Origin of the sequence: Undibacterium sp. YM2 (genome assembly GCF_009937975.1) — a bacterium.
Classification (GTDB): domain Bacteria; phylum Pseudomonadota; class Gammaproteobacteria; order Burkholderiales; family Burkholderiaceae_D; genus Undibacterium.
Window position 1 is genome coordinate 434,609 of sequence record NZ_AP018441.1, and the last position, 17,495, is coordinate 452,103.

Annotated in this window: 30 protein-coding genes; all 30 read left to right on the forward strand. The window is 48.4% G+C overall.

Annotation, left to right across the window (positions count from 1 at the left end; translation table 11 throughout):
- Positions 1–615 precede the first annotated feature (615 nt).
- The 30 genes from rpsL (at position 616) to rpsK (ending at position 17,462) form a co-directional block, all read left to right on the forward strand.
- On the forward strand, positions 616–999 hold the full coding sequence (gene rpsL / locus UNDYM_RS02050) for a 30S ribosomal protein S12 (protein ID WP_110258019.1): 384 nt from the start codon (positions 616–618) through the stop codon (positions 997–999).
- A 145-nt stretch (positions 1,000–1,144) separates the two neighbouring features.
- Complete coding sequence (gene rpsG, locus UNDYM_RS02055) at positions 1,145–1,615, forward strand: 30S ribosomal protein S7 (RefSeq protein WP_162039546.1); 471 nt, start codon at positions 1,145–1,147, stop codon at positions 1,613–1,615.
- A 128-nt stretch (positions 1,616–1,743) separates the two neighbouring features.
- The gene (gene fusA / locus UNDYM_RS02060; protein WP_162039547.1) at positions 1,744–3,849 is read left to right on the forward strand and encodes an elongation factor G; all 2,106 of its coding nucleotides are present in this window, start codon (positions 1,744–1,746) and stop codon (positions 3,847–3,849) included.
- A gap of 78 nt (positions 3,850–3,927) precedes the next feature.
- Positions 3,928–5,118 (forward strand): elongation factor Tu, encoded by a 1,191-nt coding sequence (gene tuf, locus UNDYM_RS02065; protein WP_162039455.1) that lies wholly within the window; start codon positions 3,928–3,930, stop codon positions 5,116–5,118.
- A gap of 132 nt (positions 5,119–5,250) precedes the next feature.
- Positions 5,251–5,568, forward strand: a complete 318-nt coding sequence (rpsJ, locus tag UNDYM_RS02070) for a 30S ribosomal protein S10 (protein WP_110255911.1) — start codon at positions 5,251–5,253, stop codon at positions 5,566–5,568.
- A gap of 223 nt (positions 5,569–5,791) precedes the next feature.
- Positions 5,792–6,448 carry a 50S ribosomal protein L3 gene (gene rplC, locus UNDYM_RS02075; RefSeq protein WP_162039548.1) on the forward strand — a complete coding sequence of 219 codons (657 nt, stop codon included), beginning with the start codon at positions 5,792–5,794 and terminating at the stop codon, positions 6,446–6,448.
- A 3-nt stretch (positions 6,449–6,451) separates the two neighbouring features.
- Positions 6,452–7,075, forward strand: coding sequence for a 50S ribosomal protein L4 (rplD, locus tag UNDYM_RS02080; protein WP_162039549.1), 624 nt, complete (start codon positions 6,452–6,454; stop codon positions 7,073–7,075).
- Positions 7,072–7,386, forward strand: coding sequence for a 50S ribosomal protein L23 (gene rplW, locus UNDYM_RS02085; protein WP_110255914.1), 315 nt, complete (start codon positions 7,072–7,074; stop codon positions 7,384–7,386). Before rplD ends, rplW begins: the two co-directional genes overlap by 4 nt.
- Before the next feature lie 2 nt (positions 7,387–7,388).
- Entirely contained in the window at positions 7,389–8,216 is an 828-nt protein-coding gene (rplB, locus tag UNDYM_RS02090; protein WP_162039550.1) for a 50S ribosomal protein L2, read from the forward strand.
- 10 nt (positions 8,217–8,226) lie between these two features.
- A complete protein-coding gene (rpsS, locus tag UNDYM_RS02095) occupies positions 8,227–8,502 on the forward strand; it encodes a 30S ribosomal protein S19 (RefSeq protein WP_110255916.1) in 276 nt (91 codons plus the stop codon).
- A gap of 6 nt (positions 8,503–8,508) precedes the next feature.
- Positions 8,509–8,841: a 50S ribosomal protein L22 gene (gene rplV / locus UNDYM_RS02100; protein ID WP_174244915.1), complete on the forward strand. Its 333-nt coding sequence runs from the start codon at positions 8,509–8,511 to the stop codon at positions 8,839–8,841.
- Positions 8,842–8,850: 9 nt separating this feature from the next.
- Positions 8,851–9,684, forward strand: coding sequence for a 30S ribosomal protein S3 (rpsC, locus tag UNDYM_RS02105; protein WP_162039551.1), 834 nt, complete (start codon positions 8,851–8,853; stop codon positions 9,682–9,684).
- Between the two features lie 2 nt (positions 9,685–9,686).
- A complete protein-coding gene (gene rplP, locus UNDYM_RS02110; protein ID WP_162039552.1) occupies positions 9,687–10,106 on the forward strand; it encodes a 50S ribosomal protein L16 in 420 nt (139 codons plus the stop codon).
- A 12-nt stretch (positions 10,107–10,118) separates the two neighbouring features.
- The gene (gene rpmC / locus UNDYM_RS02115; RefSeq protein WP_110255919.1) at positions 10,119–10,310 is read left to right on the forward strand and encodes a 50S ribosomal protein L29; all 192 of its coding nucleotides are present in this window, start codon (positions 10,119–10,121) and stop codon (positions 10,308–10,310) included.
- Positions 10,310–10,582 carry a 30S ribosomal protein S17 gene (gene rpsQ, locus UNDYM_RS02120; RefSeq protein WP_162039553.1) on the forward strand — a complete coding sequence of 91 codons (273 nt, stop codon included), beginning with the start codon at positions 10,310–10,312 and terminating at the stop codon, positions 10,580–10,582. Before rpmC ends, rpsQ begins: the two co-directional genes overlap by 1 nt.
- A 239-nt stretch (positions 10,583–10,821) precedes the next feature.
- Positions 10,822–11,190 (forward strand): 50S ribosomal protein L14, encoded by a 369-nt coding sequence (rplN, locus tag UNDYM_RS02125; RefSeq protein WP_006464924.1) that lies wholly within the window; start codon positions 10,822–10,824, stop codon positions 11,188–11,190.
- Between the two features lie 9 nt (positions 11,191–11,199).
- Positions 11,200–11,514: a 50S ribosomal protein L24 gene (rplX, locus tag UNDYM_RS02130; RefSeq protein WP_162039554.1), complete on the forward strand. Its 315-nt coding sequence runs from the start codon at positions 11,200–11,202 to the stop codon at positions 11,512–11,514.
- A 4-nt stretch (positions 11,515–11,518) separates the two neighbouring features.
- On the forward strand, positions 11,519–12,058 hold the full coding sequence (rplE, locus tag UNDYM_RS02135; RefSeq protein ID WP_162039555.1) for a 50S ribosomal protein L5: 540 nt from the start codon (positions 11,519–11,521) through the stop codon (positions 12,056–12,058).
- 7 nt (positions 12,059–12,065) lie between these two features.
- Positions 12,066–12,371: a 30S ribosomal protein S14 gene (gene rpsN / locus UNDYM_RS02140; protein WP_162039556.1), complete on the forward strand. Its 306-nt coding sequence runs from the start codon at positions 12,066–12,068 to the stop codon at positions 12,369–12,371.
- Positions 12,372–12,385: 14 nt separating this feature from the next.
- Complete coding sequence (rpsH, locus tag UNDYM_RS02145; RefSeq protein ID WP_162039557.1) at positions 12,386–12,781, forward strand: 30S ribosomal protein S8; 396 nt, start codon at positions 12,386–12,388, stop codon at positions 12,779–12,781.
- 10 nt (positions 12,782–12,791) lie between these two features.
- On the forward strand, positions 12,792–13,325 hold the full coding sequence (gene rplF / locus UNDYM_RS02150; protein WP_162039558.1) for a 50S ribosomal protein L6: 534 nt from the start codon (positions 12,792–12,794) through the stop codon (positions 13,323–13,325).
- Between the two features lie 12 nt (positions 13,326–13,337).
- Positions 13,338–13,700, forward strand: coding sequence for a 50S ribosomal protein L18 (gene rplR / locus UNDYM_RS02155; protein ID WP_162039559.1), 363 nt, complete (start codon positions 13,338–13,340; stop codon positions 13,698–13,700).
- A 12-nt stretch (positions 13,701–13,712) separates the two neighbouring features.
- The gene (gene rpsE, locus UNDYM_RS02160) at positions 13,713–14,231 is read left to right on the forward strand and encodes a 30S ribosomal protein S5 (RefSeq protein WP_110255927.1); all 519 of its coding nucleotides are present in this window, start codon (positions 13,713–13,715) and stop codon (positions 14,229–14,231) included.
- Between the two features lie 10 nt (positions 14,232–14,241).
- Positions 14,242–14,421 carry a 50S ribosomal protein L30 gene (rpmD, locus tag UNDYM_RS02165; protein WP_162039560.1) on the forward strand — a complete coding sequence of 60 codons (180 nt, stop codon included), beginning with the start codon at positions 14,242–14,244 and terminating at the stop codon, positions 14,419–14,421.
- A gap of 28 nt (positions 14,422–14,449) precedes the next feature.
- On the forward strand, positions 14,450–14,881 hold the full coding sequence (rplO, locus tag UNDYM_RS02170; protein ID WP_110255929.1) for a 50S ribosomal protein L15: 432 nt from the start codon (positions 14,450–14,452) through the stop codon (positions 14,879–14,881).
- 25 nt (positions 14,882–14,906) lie between these two features.
- The gene (gene secY, locus UNDYM_RS02175) at positions 14,907–16,244 is read left to right on the forward strand and encodes a preprotein translocase subunit SecY (protein ID WP_162039561.1); all 1,338 of its coding nucleotides are present in this window, start codon (positions 14,907–14,909) and stop codon (positions 16,242–16,244) included.
- 23 nt (positions 16,245–16,267) lie between these two features.
- Complete coding sequence (gene infA / locus UNDYM_RS02180; RefSeq protein ID WP_005663428.1) at positions 16,268–16,486, forward strand: translation initiation factor IF-1; 219 nt, start codon at positions 16,268–16,270, stop codon at positions 16,484–16,486.
- A gap of 33 nt (positions 16,487–16,519) precedes the next feature.
- Positions 16,520–16,633, forward strand: coding sequence for a 50S ribosomal protein L36 (rpmJ, locus tag UNDYM_RS02185; protein WP_014004415.1), 114 nt, complete (start codon positions 16,520–16,522; stop codon positions 16,631–16,633).
- A gap of 27 nt (positions 16,634–16,660) precedes the next feature.
- Positions 16,661–17,026 carry a 30S ribosomal protein S13 gene (gene rpsM / locus UNDYM_RS02190; protein WP_162039562.1) on the forward strand — a complete coding sequence of 122 codons (366 nt, stop codon included), beginning with the start codon at positions 16,661–16,663 and terminating at the stop codon, positions 17,024–17,026.
- 31 nt (positions 17,027–17,057) lie between these two features.
- Positions 17,058–17,462, forward strand: a complete 405-nt coding sequence (gene rpsK / locus UNDYM_RS02195; protein WP_110255932.1) for a 30S ribosomal protein S11 — start codon at positions 17,058–17,060, stop codon at positions 17,460–17,462.
- Positions 17,463–17,495: the final 33 nt, after the last annotated feature.

Consider the following 17,495-nt stretch of genomic DNA (forward strand, 5'->3'; position numbering starts at 1 on the left):
GGGCTGTCCTTGCAGCAAGGGGAAAAACGGCAGACATGAAATCAGCAGGTAGCTGAGAAGCAGGTACAGCGAAGCTGGACGAAACAGGACGGGCATTGTTATTTATATCTTGCGACAGGTTGGTCGGCTGCGCCGTACTAGCCTGGGTTTCAATGGAGAGACCCGGATTTTGCGGCAAGCGGCAGTTTAAGGGCGTAAATAGTAAATGATTTACTTTGTATTGACTGTATATATGCCGCAGGAATGAGAGATTTAAGCATATTTTGCTTTTCAGTTAATTCCCGGTTTTTCTGTATGGCCCGGTAAACCTTGATTTTTTGCTGAAATTTTCTACTCTGAAAGGCTGCTTGCACACCCGCAAATCGAGCTAAGCACTTGAATTGTAGAAATAAAAAGCGTTGACAGGCTTGTGCGAAGCGACATAAAATTGCGAGTTCTCGATTTTGGGTTTGCGTTTTCTATTGTTGGTTTGCCCGGTTTTGTCAGGCAGGCAATGCTTAAAAAGCAGGCAGCATATTGGGTGGGCCTGAGAATTCAGGCTAAAAATGATTTTAAGTTCCCGGGCAACCGTTTCCGGGTTTGTGTTTAACGTTGTATTTTGTTGGATTAAAAACGATGCCAACCATCAATCAACTGATTCGCCAACCACGTGTTTCTGCACGTGTGAAAAGCAAATCGCCGGCGCTGGAAAACAGCCCGCAAAAACGTGGCGTTTGCACCCGCGTTTATACGACAACTCCAAAAAAGCCTAACTCGGCTTTGCGTAAAGTTGCCAAAGTTCGCCTGACTAATGGTTTCGAAGTTATTTCGTACATTGGCGGTGAAGGCCATAACTTGCAAGAACATAGCGTGGTATTGCTGCGCGGTGGTCGTGTAAAGGATTTGCCAGGTGTTCGTTACCATATGGTTCGCGGTGCTTTGGATACTCAAGGCGTTAAAGACCGTAAGCAAGCTCGCTCCAAATATGGTGCTAAGCGCGCTAAGGCAGTTAAGAAGTAATTATCTCGTAATTTAATCTCCGTAAGCTATTACGGATCAGTGTCGGTTTGGAAATGAGCCGAGTAAGTGACCGGTTATGATGGCCTGTCGCGAGCGTGGAGCAAAATGTTGCTTTGTGCTCAACTGAAGATTGAAAGGAATTGAAATGCCACGTCGTCGTGAGGTCCCGAAACGGGACGTACTGCCGGATCCAAAGTTCGGTAATGTAGAAGTAGCAAAATTTGTAAACGTATTGATGTTGTCCGGCAAGAAGTCTGTTGCTGAAGGCATCATCTACGGCGCATTTGACCACATCCAACAAAAATCTGGTAAAGATCCTTTGGAAGTGTTTGCGCTGGCAATCAACAACGCCAAGCCACTGGTTGAGGTTAAATCCCGCCGTGTTGGTGGCGCGAACTACCAGGTGCCTGTAGAAGTGCGTCCAGTTCGCCGTCTGGCTTTGTCTATGCGTTGGTTGCGTGAAGCCGCTAACAAGCGTAGCGAAAAATCCATGCCACAACGTTTGGGTGGTGAATTGCTGGAAGCCGCAGAAGGCCGCGGCGGCGCAATGAAGAAACGTGACGAAGTCCATCGTATGGCTGAAGCCAACAAGGCCTTCTCTCACTTCCGCTTCTAAGAGTAAGAGTAAGGAGCTGTTGTATGTCTTTAATGCAATGGCTCTGGCAAGTATTTTGAATCAGGCCGGGCGCGATTTTTGTAAAAAAATGCGCTCGGTTTTGTCCATTAAAAGATTTAGGATTAGCTATGGCCCGTAAGACCCCCATTGAGCGCTACCGCAATATCGGTATTTCCGCTCACATTGATGCCGGTAAAACAACAACGACAGAACGCGTACTGTTTTACACAGGTGTAAACCACAAAATTGGTGAAGTGCATGATGGCGCGGCTACCATGGACTGGATGGAGCAAGAGCAGGAACGTGGTATCACCATTACTTCTGCTGCGACAACATGCTTCTGGAAGGGCATGGCGAACAACTTCCCTGAGCATCACATCAACATCATCGATACACCAGGCCACGTTGACTTCACGATTGAAGTTGAGCGTTCCATGCGTGTTCTCGATGGCGCCTGCATGGTTTACTGTGCAGTAGGTGGTGTTCAGCCTCAGTCTGAAACCGTATGGCGTCAGGCTAACAAGTACAAAGTCCCACGTCTGGCATTCGTCAACAAGATGGACCGTACTGGCGCGAACTTCTTCAAAGTGTACGATCAAATGCGTGCCCGTCTGAAGGCTAACCCAGTTCCTCTGCAAGTACCTATCGGCGCTGAAGACCTGTTCGAAGGCGTTATCGATCTGGTCAAGATGAAAGCGATCATCTGGGATGCTGCATCTCAAGGTATGAAATTTGAATACCGTGATATCCCTGAAAACCTGTTGGCTGACGCGCAAAAATGGCGTGAAAACATGGTTGAAGCAGCTGCTGAAGCCAGCGAAGAGCTGATGAACAAATACCTGGAAGATGGCGACCTGTCTGAAGCTGACATCAAGTCTGCTTTGCGTCAGCGTACTATCGCTTCTGAAATCGTTCCTATGATGTGCGGTACTGCATTTAAGAACAAGGGTGTACAGGCGATGCTGGATGCGGTTGTTGAATACCTGCCATCCCCATTGGATATTCCACCAGTTCCTGGTGTGAACGAAGATGACGAACCAGTTGTCCGTAAAGCTGAAGATACAGAGAAATTCTCTGCTCTGGCATTCAAAATCGCAACTGATCCATTCGTTGGTCAATTGTGCTTTATCCGTTGCTACTCCGGTACTTTGAATTCTGGCGACAGCGTTTTCAACTCTGTCAAAGGTAAAAAAGAGCGTATCGGCCGTCTGGTTCAAATGCACGCGAACCAACGTGAAGAAATCAAAGAAATGATGGCAGGTGATATCGCTGCGGTCGTTGGTCTGAAAGACACAACAACTGGTGATACGCTGTGTGACGAAAAAGCGATCGTTGTTCTGGAACGCATGGTGTTCCCAGAGCCAGTTATTTCTCAGGCTGTTGAGCCAAAAACCAAGGCCGACCAGGAAAAAATGGGTCTGGCATTGAACCGTCTGGCTGCTGAAGATCCATCTTTCCGCGTACGTACTGACGAAGAATCTGGTCAAACAATTATCGCCGGTATGGGCGAGTTGCATCTGGATATTATCGTTGACCGTATGAAGCGTGAATTCAACGTTGAAGCGACAGTTGGTAAACCACAAGTTGCTTACCGTGAAACTATCCGCAAAACTTGCGAAGAAATCGAAGGTAAATTCGTTAAGCAATCCGGTGGTCGTGGTCAGTACGGTCACGTTGTTCTGAAGATCGAACCGCAAGAACCAGGTAAAGGCTTTGAATTCGTTGACGCGATCAAGGGCGGTACAGTTCCACGCGAATACATCCCTGCAGTTGAAAAAGGTGTTCGCGAAACACTGACTTCCGGTGTATTGGCTGGCTACCCAGTGGTTGACGTTAAAGTCACATTGTTCTTCGGTTCCTACCATGACGTTGACTCCAACGAAAACGCCTTCCGTATGGCGGGTTCGATGGCGTTCAAAGATGGTTGCCGTAAAGCAAGCCCAGTTATCCTGGAACCAATGATGGCTGTTGAAGTAGAAACACCTGAAGACTACGCTGGTACAGTCATGGGTGATCTGTCTTCACGTCGCGGTATGGTTCAGGGTATGGACGAAATCGCTGGCGGCGGTGGCAAGATCATCAAAGCTGAAGTGCCTTTGTCTGAGATGTTTGGTTACTCCACATCCCTGCGTTCTGCTACACAAGGTCGTGCAACGTATTCCATGGAATTCAAGCACTACTCTGAAGCACCTAAGAACGTGATTGACGCTATCGTCACATCCAAAGCTAAGTAATAAAGAATCAAAGGCCTGCCCCATGCCGGGGTAGGTTTTCTATTGTTGATAAATCGTTCTTTTTGAAGGAAGAATAAAATGGCAAAAGGTAAGTTCGAGCGCACCAAGCCGCACGTCAACGTTGGTACAATTGGCCACGTAGATCACGGCAAAACCACACTGACAGCAGCGATTGCAACAGTTCTGTCGAAAAAATTCGGCGGCGAAGCTAAAGCATACGACCAGATCGACGCAGCCCCAGAAGAAAAAGCGCGCGGTATTACAATCAATACAGCCCACGTTGAGTACGAAACAGCTGGCCGTCACTACGCCCACGTTGACTGCCCAGGCCATGCTGACTATGTTAAAAACATGATCACTGGCGCGGCTCAGATGGACGGCGCGATCCTGGTTTGCTCCGCAGCAGACGGTCCTATGCCACAAACTCGCGAACACATCCTGTTGGCACGTCAAGTTGGCGTTCCATACATCATCGTGTTCCTGAACAAATGCGACATGGTTGATGACGCAGAGTTGCTGGAACTGGTTGAAATGGAAGTGCGCGAATTGCTCTCCAAATACGAATTCCCAGGCGACGACCTGCCTATCATTCAAGGTTCCGCTAAACTGGCCCTCGAAGGCGACAAAGGTCCTCTGGGCGAAGAAGCCATCATGAAACTGGCTGATGCACTCGACTCCTACATCCCAACACCAGAACGCGCAGTTGACGGCGCCTTCCTGTTGCCAGTAGAAGACGTATTCTCCATCTCCGGTCGCGGTACAGTTGTTACCGGTCGTATCGAGCGCGGCATCATCAAAGTCGGCGAAGAGATCGAAATCGTTGGTATCAAAGACACAGTCAAGACTACATGTACTGGCGTTGAAATGTTCCGCAAACTGCTCGACCAAGGTCAAGCAGGCGACAACGTCGGCGTATTGCTGCGTGGTACCAAGCGTGAAGATATCCAACGTGGTCAAGTATTGTCCAAACCAGGTTCGATCAAGCCACATGCGCACTTCACAGGCGAGATCTATGTTCTGTCCAAAGATGAAGGTGGCCGTCATACTCCATTCTTCAACAACTACCGTCCACAGTTCTACTTCCGTACAACGGACGTAACTGGTTCGATCGAGTTGCCGAAAGACAAAGAAATGGTCATGCCAGGTGATAACGTATCTATCACTGTCAAATTGATCAACCCGATCGCGATGGAAGAAGGCTTGCGCTTCGCTATCCGTGAAGGTGGCCGTACAGTCGGTGCTGGCGTTGTTGCTAAAATCATCGAGTAATATCTGCCGTAATTTGTAGTATACTAGTTGGCTGTCGTATTGAATTTGATGCGGCAGCCAATTTAGTTTTCGCTCTTTATTAAATATGCCGGCGGCTTTGCCGTACCTGGCTCGCTCTTTATAGGAATGAACATGTCCACACAAAATCAAAAAATCCGTATCCGTCTGAAGGCTTTCGATTACAAACTGATCGATCAGTCCGCTCTGGAAATCGTAGAAACAGCCAAGCGCACTGGCGCTGTTGTTAAAGGCCCGGTTCCTCTGCCTACACGTATCCAGCGTTTCGACGTACTGCGCTCCCCACACGTGAACAAAACTTCCCGTGATCAATTTGAAATCCGTACTCACCAGCGCTTGATGGACATCGTTGACCCAACTGATAAAACAGTTGACGCGTTGATGAAGCTCGATCTGCCAGCTGGCGTTGACGTAGAAATCAAACTGCAATAATTCTTATTGATTTGAAAATACTGATGCAAATTAGTATTCTCAGAAAAATACTGAAAATTCGACATACCACAATTTTTCGAAAATTCAAATAAATTAGTCTTGTAAATAAAAAATTTGCGGGCTATAATCGAAGGCTTAGATGTAGGTCAGCTCCGGCTGGCCTATTCGTTTAAGTTTTTTAAACATCAGCCTCACCCAATCGTAGGTGAGAATGGAGAAAACAATGAGCTTGGGCCTAGTTGGTCGCAAGGTTGGCATGATGCGCATCTTTACAGATGACGGGGATTCAATACCTGTTACTGTTTTGGACGTATCCAACAACCGCGTGACGCAAGTCAAAACTCCTGAAACAGACGGTTACTCCGCTGTTCAGGTAACTTTCGGTCAGCGCCGTGCATCCCGCGTAACAAAAGCGGCTGCCGGTCACCTCGCAAAAGCAGGTGTTGAAGCTGGTACTGTATTAAAAGAATTCCGTATTGATGCTGCTAAAGCCTCTGAACTGAAGGCTGGCGATGTTGTGCCTGTCGGTTTGTTCGAAGCTGGTCAAAAAGTGGATGTGCAAGGCGTAACGATTGGTAAAGGCTATGCCGGTACCATCAAGCGTCACCACTTCGCTTCTGGCCGTGCTACTCACGGTAACTCCCGTTCGCATAATGTACCTGGTTCTATCGGTATGGCGCAGGATCCAGGTCGTGTATTCCCTGGTAAGCGCATGACTGGTCATCTGGGTGACGTAACTCGCACTGTGCAAAATCTGGAAATCGCTCGCGTAGATGCAGAGCGTCAGTTGTTGTTGGTGAAGGGTGCCGTGCCGGGTGCAAAAAATGGTCAGGTGATTGTATCTCCTGCTGTTAAAGTTAAAGCCAAGAAGGGAGCCTAATCCATGGAACTGAAGCTCCTAAACGAACAAGGTCAAGCAGCGTCTAATGTAGCCGCTCCTGATACTATCTTTGGTCGTGACTACAATGAAGCCTTGATCCATCAAGTCGTCGTTGCATTCCAAGCCAATGCTCGTAGCGGTAATCGCAAACAAAAAGATCGTGAAGAAGTCCATCACACAACCAAGAAACCTTGGCGTCAAAAAGGTACTGGTCGTGCACGTGCTGGTATGTCTTCTTCTCCATTGTGGCGTGGCGGTGGTCGTATATTCCCGAACACACCTGATGAGAATTTCTCTCACAAAGTTAACAAAAAGATGTATCGCGCAGGTATCTGCTCGATCCTGTCTCAGTTGGCTCGTGAAGGTCGTTTGAATGTGGTTGACGATGTTGCTGTTGACGCACCTAAGACAAAACTGTTGTCCGACAAACTGAAAGCAATGGGTTGCCTGGATTCCGTCCTGATCATCACTGACGAATTCAATGAAAACCTGATGTTGGCAGCGCGTAATCTGGCAAACGTACTGGTTGTTGAGCCACGTTATGCTGATCCAGTTTCTTTGGTGTTCTACAAGAAAGTGTTGATCACCAAGCCAGCACTGGCAAAGATTGAGGAGATGCTGGCATGAGCGCACAAGTCAAAATTAGCGAAGAACGCCTGATGAAGGTGTTGCTGGCTCCTGTTATTTCTGAAAAAGCAACGATGGTTGCTGAAAAGAATGAGCAAGTGGTTTTCCTGGTTATGCCAGATGCAACCAAGCCAGAAATCAAAGCTGCCGTCGAATTGCTGTTCAAAGTACAAGTTGAATCCGTACAAGTAGCAAATCGCCAAGGTAAACAAAAACGTACCGGTAAATTTAATGGCCGCCGCAATCATACAAGACGCGCTTTTGTATGCTTGAAGCCAGGTCAGGAAATTAACTTCACTGAGGGGGCATAAGCATGGCACTCGTTAAGATGAAGCCAACCTCACCAGGTCGTCGTGGTATGGTGAAGGTAGTGACAGAAGGCCTGTACAAAGGTCGTCCGTTCGCTGCTTTGTTGGAAAAGAAATCAAAAACTGCTGGCCGTAATAACAACGGTCACATCACTACCCGTCATATCGGTGGTGGCCACAAGCAGCATTACCGTATTGTTGACTTCAAACGCAACAAGGATGGTATTCCTGCAAAAGTAGAGCGTATTGAATACGATCCTAACCGTACAGCGCACATTGCTTTGTTGTGCTATGCGGACGGCGAACGTGCATACATCATCGCTCCTAAAGGTTTGACAGTTGGTGATCAGTTGATGAATGGTTCGCAAGCACCGATCAAATCTGGTAACTGCCTGCCTATCCGTAATATCCCTGTTGGTACAACTATGCATTGCGTAGAAATGCTGCCAGGTAAAGGTGCTCAGATCGCACGTACAGCTGGTGCTGGCGTTGTGCTGATGGCACGCGAAGGTACTTACGCTCAGGTTCGTCTGCGCTCCGGTGAAGTTCGCCGCATTCATATCGAATGCCGTGCGACAGTCGGTGAAGTAGGCAACGGCGAGCATAACCTGCGCAAGATTGGTAAAGCTGGTGCAATGCGCTGGCGCGGTGTTCGTCCTACCGTTCGCGGTGTGGTCATGAACCCGATCGACCATCCTCACGGTGGTGGTGAAGGTAGAACAGCAGCCGGTCGTCATCCAGTATCGCCATGGGGTCAGCAAACCAAGGGTAAGAAGACACGTCGCAACAAGCGTACTACTTCGATGATCGTCTCACGCCGTGGCAAGAAATAAGGGATAAAACATGACACGTTCATTGAAAAAAGGGCCGTTCTGCGACGCCCATCTGGTGAAGAAAGTCGAAACCGCGCAAGCGACTAAAGACAAAAAGCCAATCAAGACCTGGTCCCGTCGTTCGACAATTATGCCGGACTTCATCGGTTTGACCATTGCGGTACATAACGGTAAGCAACACGTACCAGTTTATGTTTCCGAAAACATGGTTGGTCACAAGCTCGGCGAATTCGCGCTGACCCGTACGTTCAAGGGTCACGCTGCCGATAAAAAGGCTAAGAGATAAGGACCGATGATGGAAACTAAAGCAAATTTGCGCGGTGTGCGTCTGTCTGAGCAAAAAGGTCGCCTGGTGGCTGACCTGATTCGCGGTAAAAAAGTAGATCAGGCATTGAATATCCTGGCATTCAGCCCTAAAAAAGGTGCTGCGATCATCAAGAAAGTGTTGGAGTCTGCAATTGCAAACGCCGAACACAATGATGGCGCTGACATCGATGAGCTGAAAGTAAAGACTATCTATGTCGAAAAGGGTGCGATTCTGAAGCGCTTCACAGCACGCGCTAAGGGTCGTGGTGATCGTATCTCTAAACAATCCTGTCACATTTATGTGACCGTTGGTAACTAAGGAGTCACGATGGGACAGAAGATACATCCAACCGGTTTTCGTTTGGCAGTAACACGTAACTGGTCTTCCCGCTGGTATGCAGGCAATGGTAACTTTGCCTCCATGCTCGGCGAAGATCTGAAAGTACGTGAGTACCTGAAGAAAAAACTGAAAAACGCGTCTGTAGGCCGCATCGTTATTGAGCGTCCTGCTAAAAATGCACGCATCACGATATACAGCTCCCGTCCAGGCGTTGTGATCGGTAAAAAAGGCGAAGACATTGAAGTATTGAAAGCTGACTTGTCCAAATTGATGGGCGTGCCTGTGCATGTCAACATCGAAGAGATCCGCAAGCCAGAAATCGATGCACAATTGATCGCTGATTCTATCGCTCAGCAACTGGAAAAACGCATCATGTTCCGCCGCGCCATGAAACGTGCGATGCAAAATGCAATGCGTTTGGGCGCTCAAGGTATCAAGATCATGTCTGGTGGTCGTTTGAACGGTATCGAGATCGCACGTAAAGAATGGTATCGCGAAGGCCGTGTGCCTCTGCATACTCTGCGTGCTGACATCGATTACGGCTTTGGCGAAGCATCCACAACTTACGGCATCATTGGTGTCAAAGTTTGGGTCTACAAAGGCGATCGTTTGGCAAATGGCGATGCGCCTGTTATCGAAGCGACACCGGAAGACGACAAAAAACGTCGTGGTCCACGTCGTGATGATGGCAAGCCAAACAGCCGTCCACGCGCCAAGCGTCCAGAAGGACAAACACCGACGACCGGCGCAGCAGCCCCGGCAGCCAAGCGCGTACGCGCCAAAGCTGACGCTGCAGCACCGGCTGAGAAAGCAGGAGAATAATCATGCTGCAACCAGCACGCAGAAAATATCGCAAGGAACAGAAAGGCCGTAACAAGGGTATCTCGCATACTCGTGGTACAGCAGTTTCCTTCGGTGAGTTTGGCTTGAAGGCAGTTGGTCGTGGTCGTATCACAGCGCGTCAGATTGAAGCAGCGCGTCGTGCAATGACACGTCACATCAAACGTGGTGGCCGTATCTGGATCCGCGTTTTCCCGGACAAGCCAATTTCCCAGAAACCAGCGGAAGTCCGTATGGGTAATGGTAAAGGTAATCCTGAGTACTACGTTGCCGAGATTCAACCAGGCAAAATGCTGTACGAAATGGATGGTGTCGATGAGACGCTGGCACGCGAAGCGTTCCGCTTGGCTGCAGCTAAATTGCCGCTGTTGACTACGTTCGTCGTCCGTCAAGTCGGCCAATAATAGGAGTTGTAAATGAAAGTATCTGAACTCCAAGGTAAGGATCAGGCGGCTTTGACTAAAGAACTGAATGAATTGTTGAAGGCCCAGTTCAGCCTGCGTATGCAAATCGCTACTCAGCAACTGACTAACACTTCTCAATTGAAGAAAGTTCGTCGTGACATCGCACGTGTGAAAACCGTCATGAACCAGAAGGATGCCAAATAATGAACGATCAAGTTAAAGTCGCACTGAAGCGCACATTGATTGGCAAGGTTGTTTCCGACAAGATGGACAAAACCGTAACAGTGGTTGTTGAACGTCACGTCAAGCATCCTTTGTATGGCAAGATCATCGTTCGTACTGCAAAGTACCATGCACACGATGAAGCAAACCAGGCAAAGGCTGGCGACACCGTTGAAATTCAAGAAGGTCGTCCTATTTCCAAGACTAAAGCTTGGACAGTGACACGTGTGGTTCAAGTCGCACAAGTAGTATAAATTTATTGCACAAAAAGTTTTTTGGTGTAATAATGATGGGCTGTCATTTGCAAAGTATGCGAGTGGCAGCCTAAATGTCTTTCATAACGCCCTCTTGTTGTGAAAGTGGTTAAAAAATCGTCCACCTAATCAGTTGGCTCGTGCATTGTAGGTTATGTAGGGGTTAGCTGGCGGGACCAAGACTGACTACAAATTTGCATTGTGCAAGTTGTGTGGATTAAGTTGGGAAAGAGAACATTATGATTCAAACAGAAAGCCGGCTGGAAGTGGCTGACAACACTGGTGCGCGCGAAGTTTTGTGCATTAAAGTGTTGGGCGGTTCCAAGCGTCGTTATGCGGGTATTGGTGACGTAATCAAAGTCACTGTTAAGTCTGCTGCTCCGCGCGGTCGTGTAAAAAAAGGTGAAATTTACAACGCCGTTGTCGTGAGGACAGCTAAGGGTGTTCGTCGTCAAGATGGCTCGTTGGTCAAATTTGATGGCAATGCTGCAGTATTGTTGAATGCAAAACTTGAGCCTATCGGTACTCGTATTTTCGGCCCAGTAACACGCGAACTGCGTACTGAGCGCTTCATGAAAATCGTGTCCCTGGCTCCAGAAGTGCTGTAAGGGGTCGTGATGAACAAAATTCGTAAAAACGACGAAGTCATCGTCTTGACGGGTAAAGACAAAGGTAAACGTGGTCAGGTGCAAGCATGCATCGATAGCGATTACGTTGTTGTTGCAGGTATTAACGTTGCTAAAAAAGCGGTTAAACCTAACCCAATGACTGGCGCAGTAGGTGGCATCGTGGATAAAGTGATGCCGATTCATGTGTCGAATGTTGCATTGTTCAATGCAGCGTCTGGCAAAGCAGACCGTGTAGGCTTCAAGGTAGTGGATGGCAAGAAAGTCCGTATCTACAAGTCGACTGGCGAAGTTGTGAAGGCATAACATCATGGCCCGTCTACAAGCAATATATAAAGATAAAATCGTTGGTGAACTGACTGAAAAGTACGCTTACAAGTCAGTCATGGAAGTTCCACGCATCTTGAAAATCACCCTGAACATGGGTTTGTCTGAAGCAATCGCAGACAAAAAGATTATTGAGCATGCAGTTGGCGACCTCACCAAGATCGCTGGTCAAAAACCAGTAGTTACCAAAGCTCGCAAAGCGATCGCTGGTTTTAAAATCCGTGAAGGCTACCCAATTGGTTGTATGGTAACTTTGCGTGGCGCTCAGATGTATGAATTCCTGGATCGTTTCATCACTGTGGCCCTGCCACGTGTACGTGACTTCCGTGGTGTTTCTGGTCGTGCGTTTGATGGTCGTGGTAACTACAACATCGGTGTCAAGGAACAGATCATTTTCCCTGAAATCGAATACGACAAGATCGACGCCTTGCGTGGTATGAACATCTCTATCACGACAACAGCAAAGACCGACGAAGAAGCGAAAGCACTCCTCGCCGCATTTAAATTTCCGTTCAGAAACTGAGGTCGCCATGGCAAAATTGGCACTGATTAATCGTGAGCAAAAGCGTGCAGATCTGGTGAAGAAATTCGCTGGCAAGCGCGCCGAATTGAAGGCCATCATTGATGACCAATCAAAAACTGAAGAAGAGCGTTATGTTGCTCGTCTGAAGTTGCAGGCTTTGCCACGTAATTCCAATCCGACCCGTCAGCGTAACCGCTGCACTTTGACAGGTCGCCCACGTGGCACATTCCGTAAATTCGGTTTGGGCCGTATTAAACTCCGTGAAGTCGCCATGCGTGGTGAAATCCCGGGTATGACTAAAGCCAGCTGGTAATAGGAGAATAAGCAATGAGTATGAGCGATCCTATCGCCGATATGCTGACCCGCATCCGTAACGCACAAGTTGTTCAAAAAACTGTCGTCGCGATGCCGTCTTCCAAAGTAAAGATCGCAATCGCGAACGTACTGAAAGACGAAGGTTACATTGAAGATTTCGCAGTTTCTGAAACTGCAGGTAAGTCCGAATTGAAAATCGGCTTGAAATATTACGCAGGACGTCCTGTGATTGAACGCTTGGAACGTGTATCACGTCCAGGTCTCCGTATTTACAAAGGTAAAGACGAGATCCCAAGTGTCATGAACGGTTTGGGAGTGGCGATCGTTTCCACACCAAAAGGCGTTATGACTGACCGCAAAGCGCGCGCAACCGGTGTCGGTGGCGAAGTGATTTGCTACGTCGCCTAAGGAGTGAAAGATGTCTCGAGTAGGTAAGATGCCAATCGCTTTGCCGGCAGGTGCTGAAGTCACCATTTCGACAGAGCAGATTACAATTAAAGGCCCACAGGGCGTGTTGTCTCAAGCCTTGAACGGCCTGGTGACAATTGCGAACGACAATGGCACTTTGAGTTTTTCCCCAGCTAATGATGGTCGTGAAGCCAATGCGATGAGCGGTACCCTGCGTGCCCTGGTCAACAATATGGTTAACGGCGTCACTAAAGGTTTCGAAAAGAAACTGAACTTGGTCGGCGTTGGTTACAAAGCGCAAGCACAAGGCGACAAATTGAATTTGTCTCTTGGTTTCTCGCACCCTGTTGTTCACGCAATGCCAGCTGGCGTTACATGCGCAACACCAACTCCAACTGAAATCCTGATCAAAGGGATTGATAAACAAAAAGTTGGTCAGGTTGCTGCTGAAGTTCGTGCATACCGCAGTCCAGAGCCTTATAAAGGCAAAGGCGTTCGCTATGCGGACGAAGTGGTTGTGATTAAAGAAACCAAGAAGAAGTAATAGGGGTTGACGATGGACAAGAAACAATCACGTCTGCGCCGCGCACGTCAAACCCGTGCCAAGATCGCAGAACTCAAAGTGAACCGCCTGGCCGTGCATCGCACAAACCTGCACATCTATGCAAACATCATTGGCCCAGACGCCAAAGTGTTGGCATCTGCCTCTACCGTAGAAGCAGAAGTACGTGCAGAGTTGGCTGGCAAGTCTGGTGCAGGCGGCAACGCTGCTGCAGCAAGCTTGATCGGCAAGCGTGTTGCAGAGAAGGCAATCAAAGCAGGGGTTACCGAAGTTGCGTTTGACCGCTCCGGTTTCCGTTACCACGGTCGCATCAAGGCGCTTGCAGAAGCTGCCCGTGAAGCTGGCTTGAAGTTCTAAGGAAAATTTGTCATGGCAAAAATGCAAGCAAAAACAGCAGCCGACAAGCCGGATGATGGCATGCGCGAAAAAATGATCGCGATCAACCGCGTGACCAAAGTGGTCAAGGGTGGTCGTATCATGGGTTTCGCAGCGCTGACAGTCGTAGGTGACGGCGATGGCCGTATCGGTATGGGCAAAGGGAAATCGAAAGAGGTTCCAGTTGCTGTACAAAAAGCGATGGAAGAAGCACGTCGCAAGATGATCAAAGTGACTTTGAAGAACGGTACTCTGCAGCACACCGTTACTGGCAAGCACGGCGCGTCTTCCGTCATGATTTCTCCAGCAAAAGAAGGTACTGGCGTTATCGCTGGTGGTCCAATGCGCGCGATTTTTGAAGTAATGGGTATTGTAAACGTCGTGGCGAAATCCAACGGCTCCACAAACCCTTACAACATGGTTCGTGCAACTTTGAACGGTTTGGCCAAGATGAGTACTCCATCTGAAATCGCTGCAAAGCGTGGCAAAACTGTTGAAGAAATTCTCGGTTAAGGAGCACCTCATGTCTAAGACAGTAAAAGTGCAATTGGTTAAAGGTTTGATCGGCACACGCCAGGATCACCGTGCAACTGTACGTGGCCTGGGTCTGCGTCGCGTCAATTCAGTTTCTGAATTGGAAGACACACCGGCAGTACGTGGCATGATCAATAAAGTCTCGTATCTTGTGAAGGTTGTATCGTAAGCCGTTTGGTTTGCGATCGGAGCAAATTATGGAATTGAATACAATCCAGCCAGCAGATGGCGCAAAACACTACAAACGTCGTGTTGGTCGCGGTATCGGCTCAGGCTTAGGTAAAACAGCGGGTCGCGGTCATAAAGGCCAAAAATCCCGTTCAGGCGGCTTTCATAAAGTCGGTTTTGAAGGCGGTCAGATGCCTCTGCAACGTCGTTTGCCAAAACGTGGTTTCAAATCACTGGCAACACCATACAAAGCAGAAGTTCGCCTGACAGATCTGGAAAACCTGCCAGTCACAGAGATCGACGTTTTGGCTTTGAAACAAGCTGGCGTAGTTTCTGAGCTCGCACGTGTAGTCCGTGTGATCTTGTCTGGTGCTATCACCAAGAAAGTTTCTTTGAACGGCTTGATCGTCACTAAAGGCGCTAAAGCTGCAATCGAAGCTGCTGGTGGCACAATCGCTTAATTCAAGCAGACAACCGGAGCATTAATTGGCAACATCTCCACAACAAGCTAAAAGTGCTGCAAGCGGGTTTCCCTGGGGGCGACTCTGGTTCTTGCTGGCGGCACTGGTTGTCTACAGGATTGGTGCACATGTTCCTGTACCGGGTATAGACGCCAAAGTGCTGGAAGACATGTTCAAACAGAACCAGGGTGGTTTGCTGGGTATGTTCAATATGTTCTCTGGTGGCGCGATGCAAAGATTCACTGTATTCGCCCTGGGTATCATGCCGTATATCTCTGCGTCGATCATCATGCAATTGATGTCGATAGTCTCTCCTCAGCTGGAAGCGCTCAAAAAAGAGGGCGAGTCCGGTCGTAGAAAGATTACGCAATTTACACGTTATGGCACTGTGGTTCTGGCCTTAATCGAAAGTTACTTTATCGCATTTGGTCTGGAAGGTCAGGCCGGTCTGGTACTTGATCCTGGCATGGCATTTCGTCTGACGACGGTATTGTCGCTGGTGACAGGCACCATGTTCCTGATGTGGTTGGGTGAGCAAATCACTGAGCGCGGTCTGGGAAATGGTATCTCCATCATCATTTTCGCCGGTATCGCAGCAGGTTTGCCTGGTGGCCTGAGTAATCTGTTTGAGCTGGTACGTACCGGTCAAATGGGTAACTTCGCTGCACTGGTTATCTGTGTTGTTGTACCTGCAGTAACGTTTGCGGTAGTGTATGTCGAGCGTGGTCAGCGCAAGATCCTGGTGAATTATGCAAAACGTCAGGTTGGTAACAAGATTTACGGTGGTCAAAGCAGTCATTTGCCACTGAAGCTGAATATGGCTGGTGTTATTCCTCCTATTTTTGCTTCGTCGATTATCTTGTTCCCGGCGACGATTACCAGCTGGTTTACCAAGGGTGCAGAGTCTTCTACAAGTGGTTTCATCACTTTCCTGAAGGACCTGGCAGCGTCGATGGCGCCTGGTGAACCAATACACGCTTTGTTGTATGCAATAGCGATCATTTTCTTCTGCTTTTTCTATACCGCCTTGGTATTCAATAGCAAGGAAACCGCAGATAACTTGAAGAAGAGCGGTGCTTTTGTTCCCGGGATACGTCCAGGTGACCAGACCGCACGCTATATCGACAAGATATTGATGCGTTTGACGCTGGCAGGTGCGATTTACATTACGCTGGTTTGTCTGTTGCCAGAATTTTTGATTGCGAAGTGGAAAGTACCATTTTATTTTGGCGGAACGTCTCTGCTGATTATCGTGGTGGTGACCATGGACTTTATGGCGCAGGTACAGAACTATGTGATGTCCCAGCAATATGAATCGCTTCTTCGTAAAGCAAATTTCAAGGGCGGGATTCCTTCAAGGTAATCACCCAGGGGACAGCAGATCGAATGGCAAAAGACGACGTTATACAGATGCAGGGCGAGATTCTTGAGAATCTTCCGAATGCAACATTTCGAGTTAAGTTGGAAAACGGGCATGTTGTACTTGGCCATATTTCCGGGAAGATGCGGATGAACTATATCCGTATCCTTCCAGGTGATAAGGTGACAGTGGAATTGACGCCTTATGATTTGAGCCGGGCGCGAATAGTGTTCCGTACCAAGTAAATTTAAAATGAACTAGAAGGAAAGAGGGCAAAAATGAAAGTTCTCGCATCAGTTAAGCGGATCTGCCGCAACTGCAAAATCATCAAGCGCAAGGGTGTTGTTCGTGTTATTTGCACAGAACCACGCCATAAGCAGCGCCAAGGTTAATTAACGTTATTGAACGAGGAATAACGAATGGCACGTATCGCAGGGGTTAATATCCCAAATCATCAGCATACCGTAATCGGCTTGACAGCCATCTATGGTATTGGCCGTCCACGCGCACAGAAAATCTGTGACGCAACAGGTGTTTTGACCAATAAAAAGGTTAAAGATCTGGATGACAACGAACTCGAGAAGCTTCGCGACGAAATCGGTAAATTTATCGTCGAAGGCGACTTGCGTCGTGAACTCTCCATGAACATCAAACGTTTGATGGACCTGGGTTGCTACCGTGGCCTGCGTCATCGTAAAGGTTTGCCTGTCCGTGGCCAACGCACACGTACAAATGCGCGTACTCGCAAGGGTCCACGTAAAGCAGCGCAATCTTTGAAGAAATAATCCAGGCTAGCCCGGATCCAAGGAAAACATTATGGCAAAAGCTCAAAATAACGCTGCAGCAGCACGTGCGCGTAAGAAAGTTAAAAAGAACGTTGCAGAAGGTATCGCTCACGTTCACGCTTCTTTCAACAACACCATCATCACGATCACTGATCGTCAAGGCAATGCGTTGTCTTGGGCAACTGCCGGTGGTGCTGGTTTTAAAGGCTCACGTAAATCTACTCCGTTTGCAGCGCAGGTTGCAGCAGAGGCAGCTGGTAAAGTGGCCGTTGAATGCGGTATCAAAAATCTGGAAGTTCGTATCAAAGGCCCAGGCCCAGGTCGCGAATCTTCAGTACGCGCTTTGAACAATCTGGGTATCAAGATCTCCCTGATTCAAGACGTTACTCCAGTCCCACATAACGGCTGCCGCCCTCCAAAGCGTCGTCGTATCTAAGCTGGAACACTAGGTCGCTTTAAGTTACCTGGT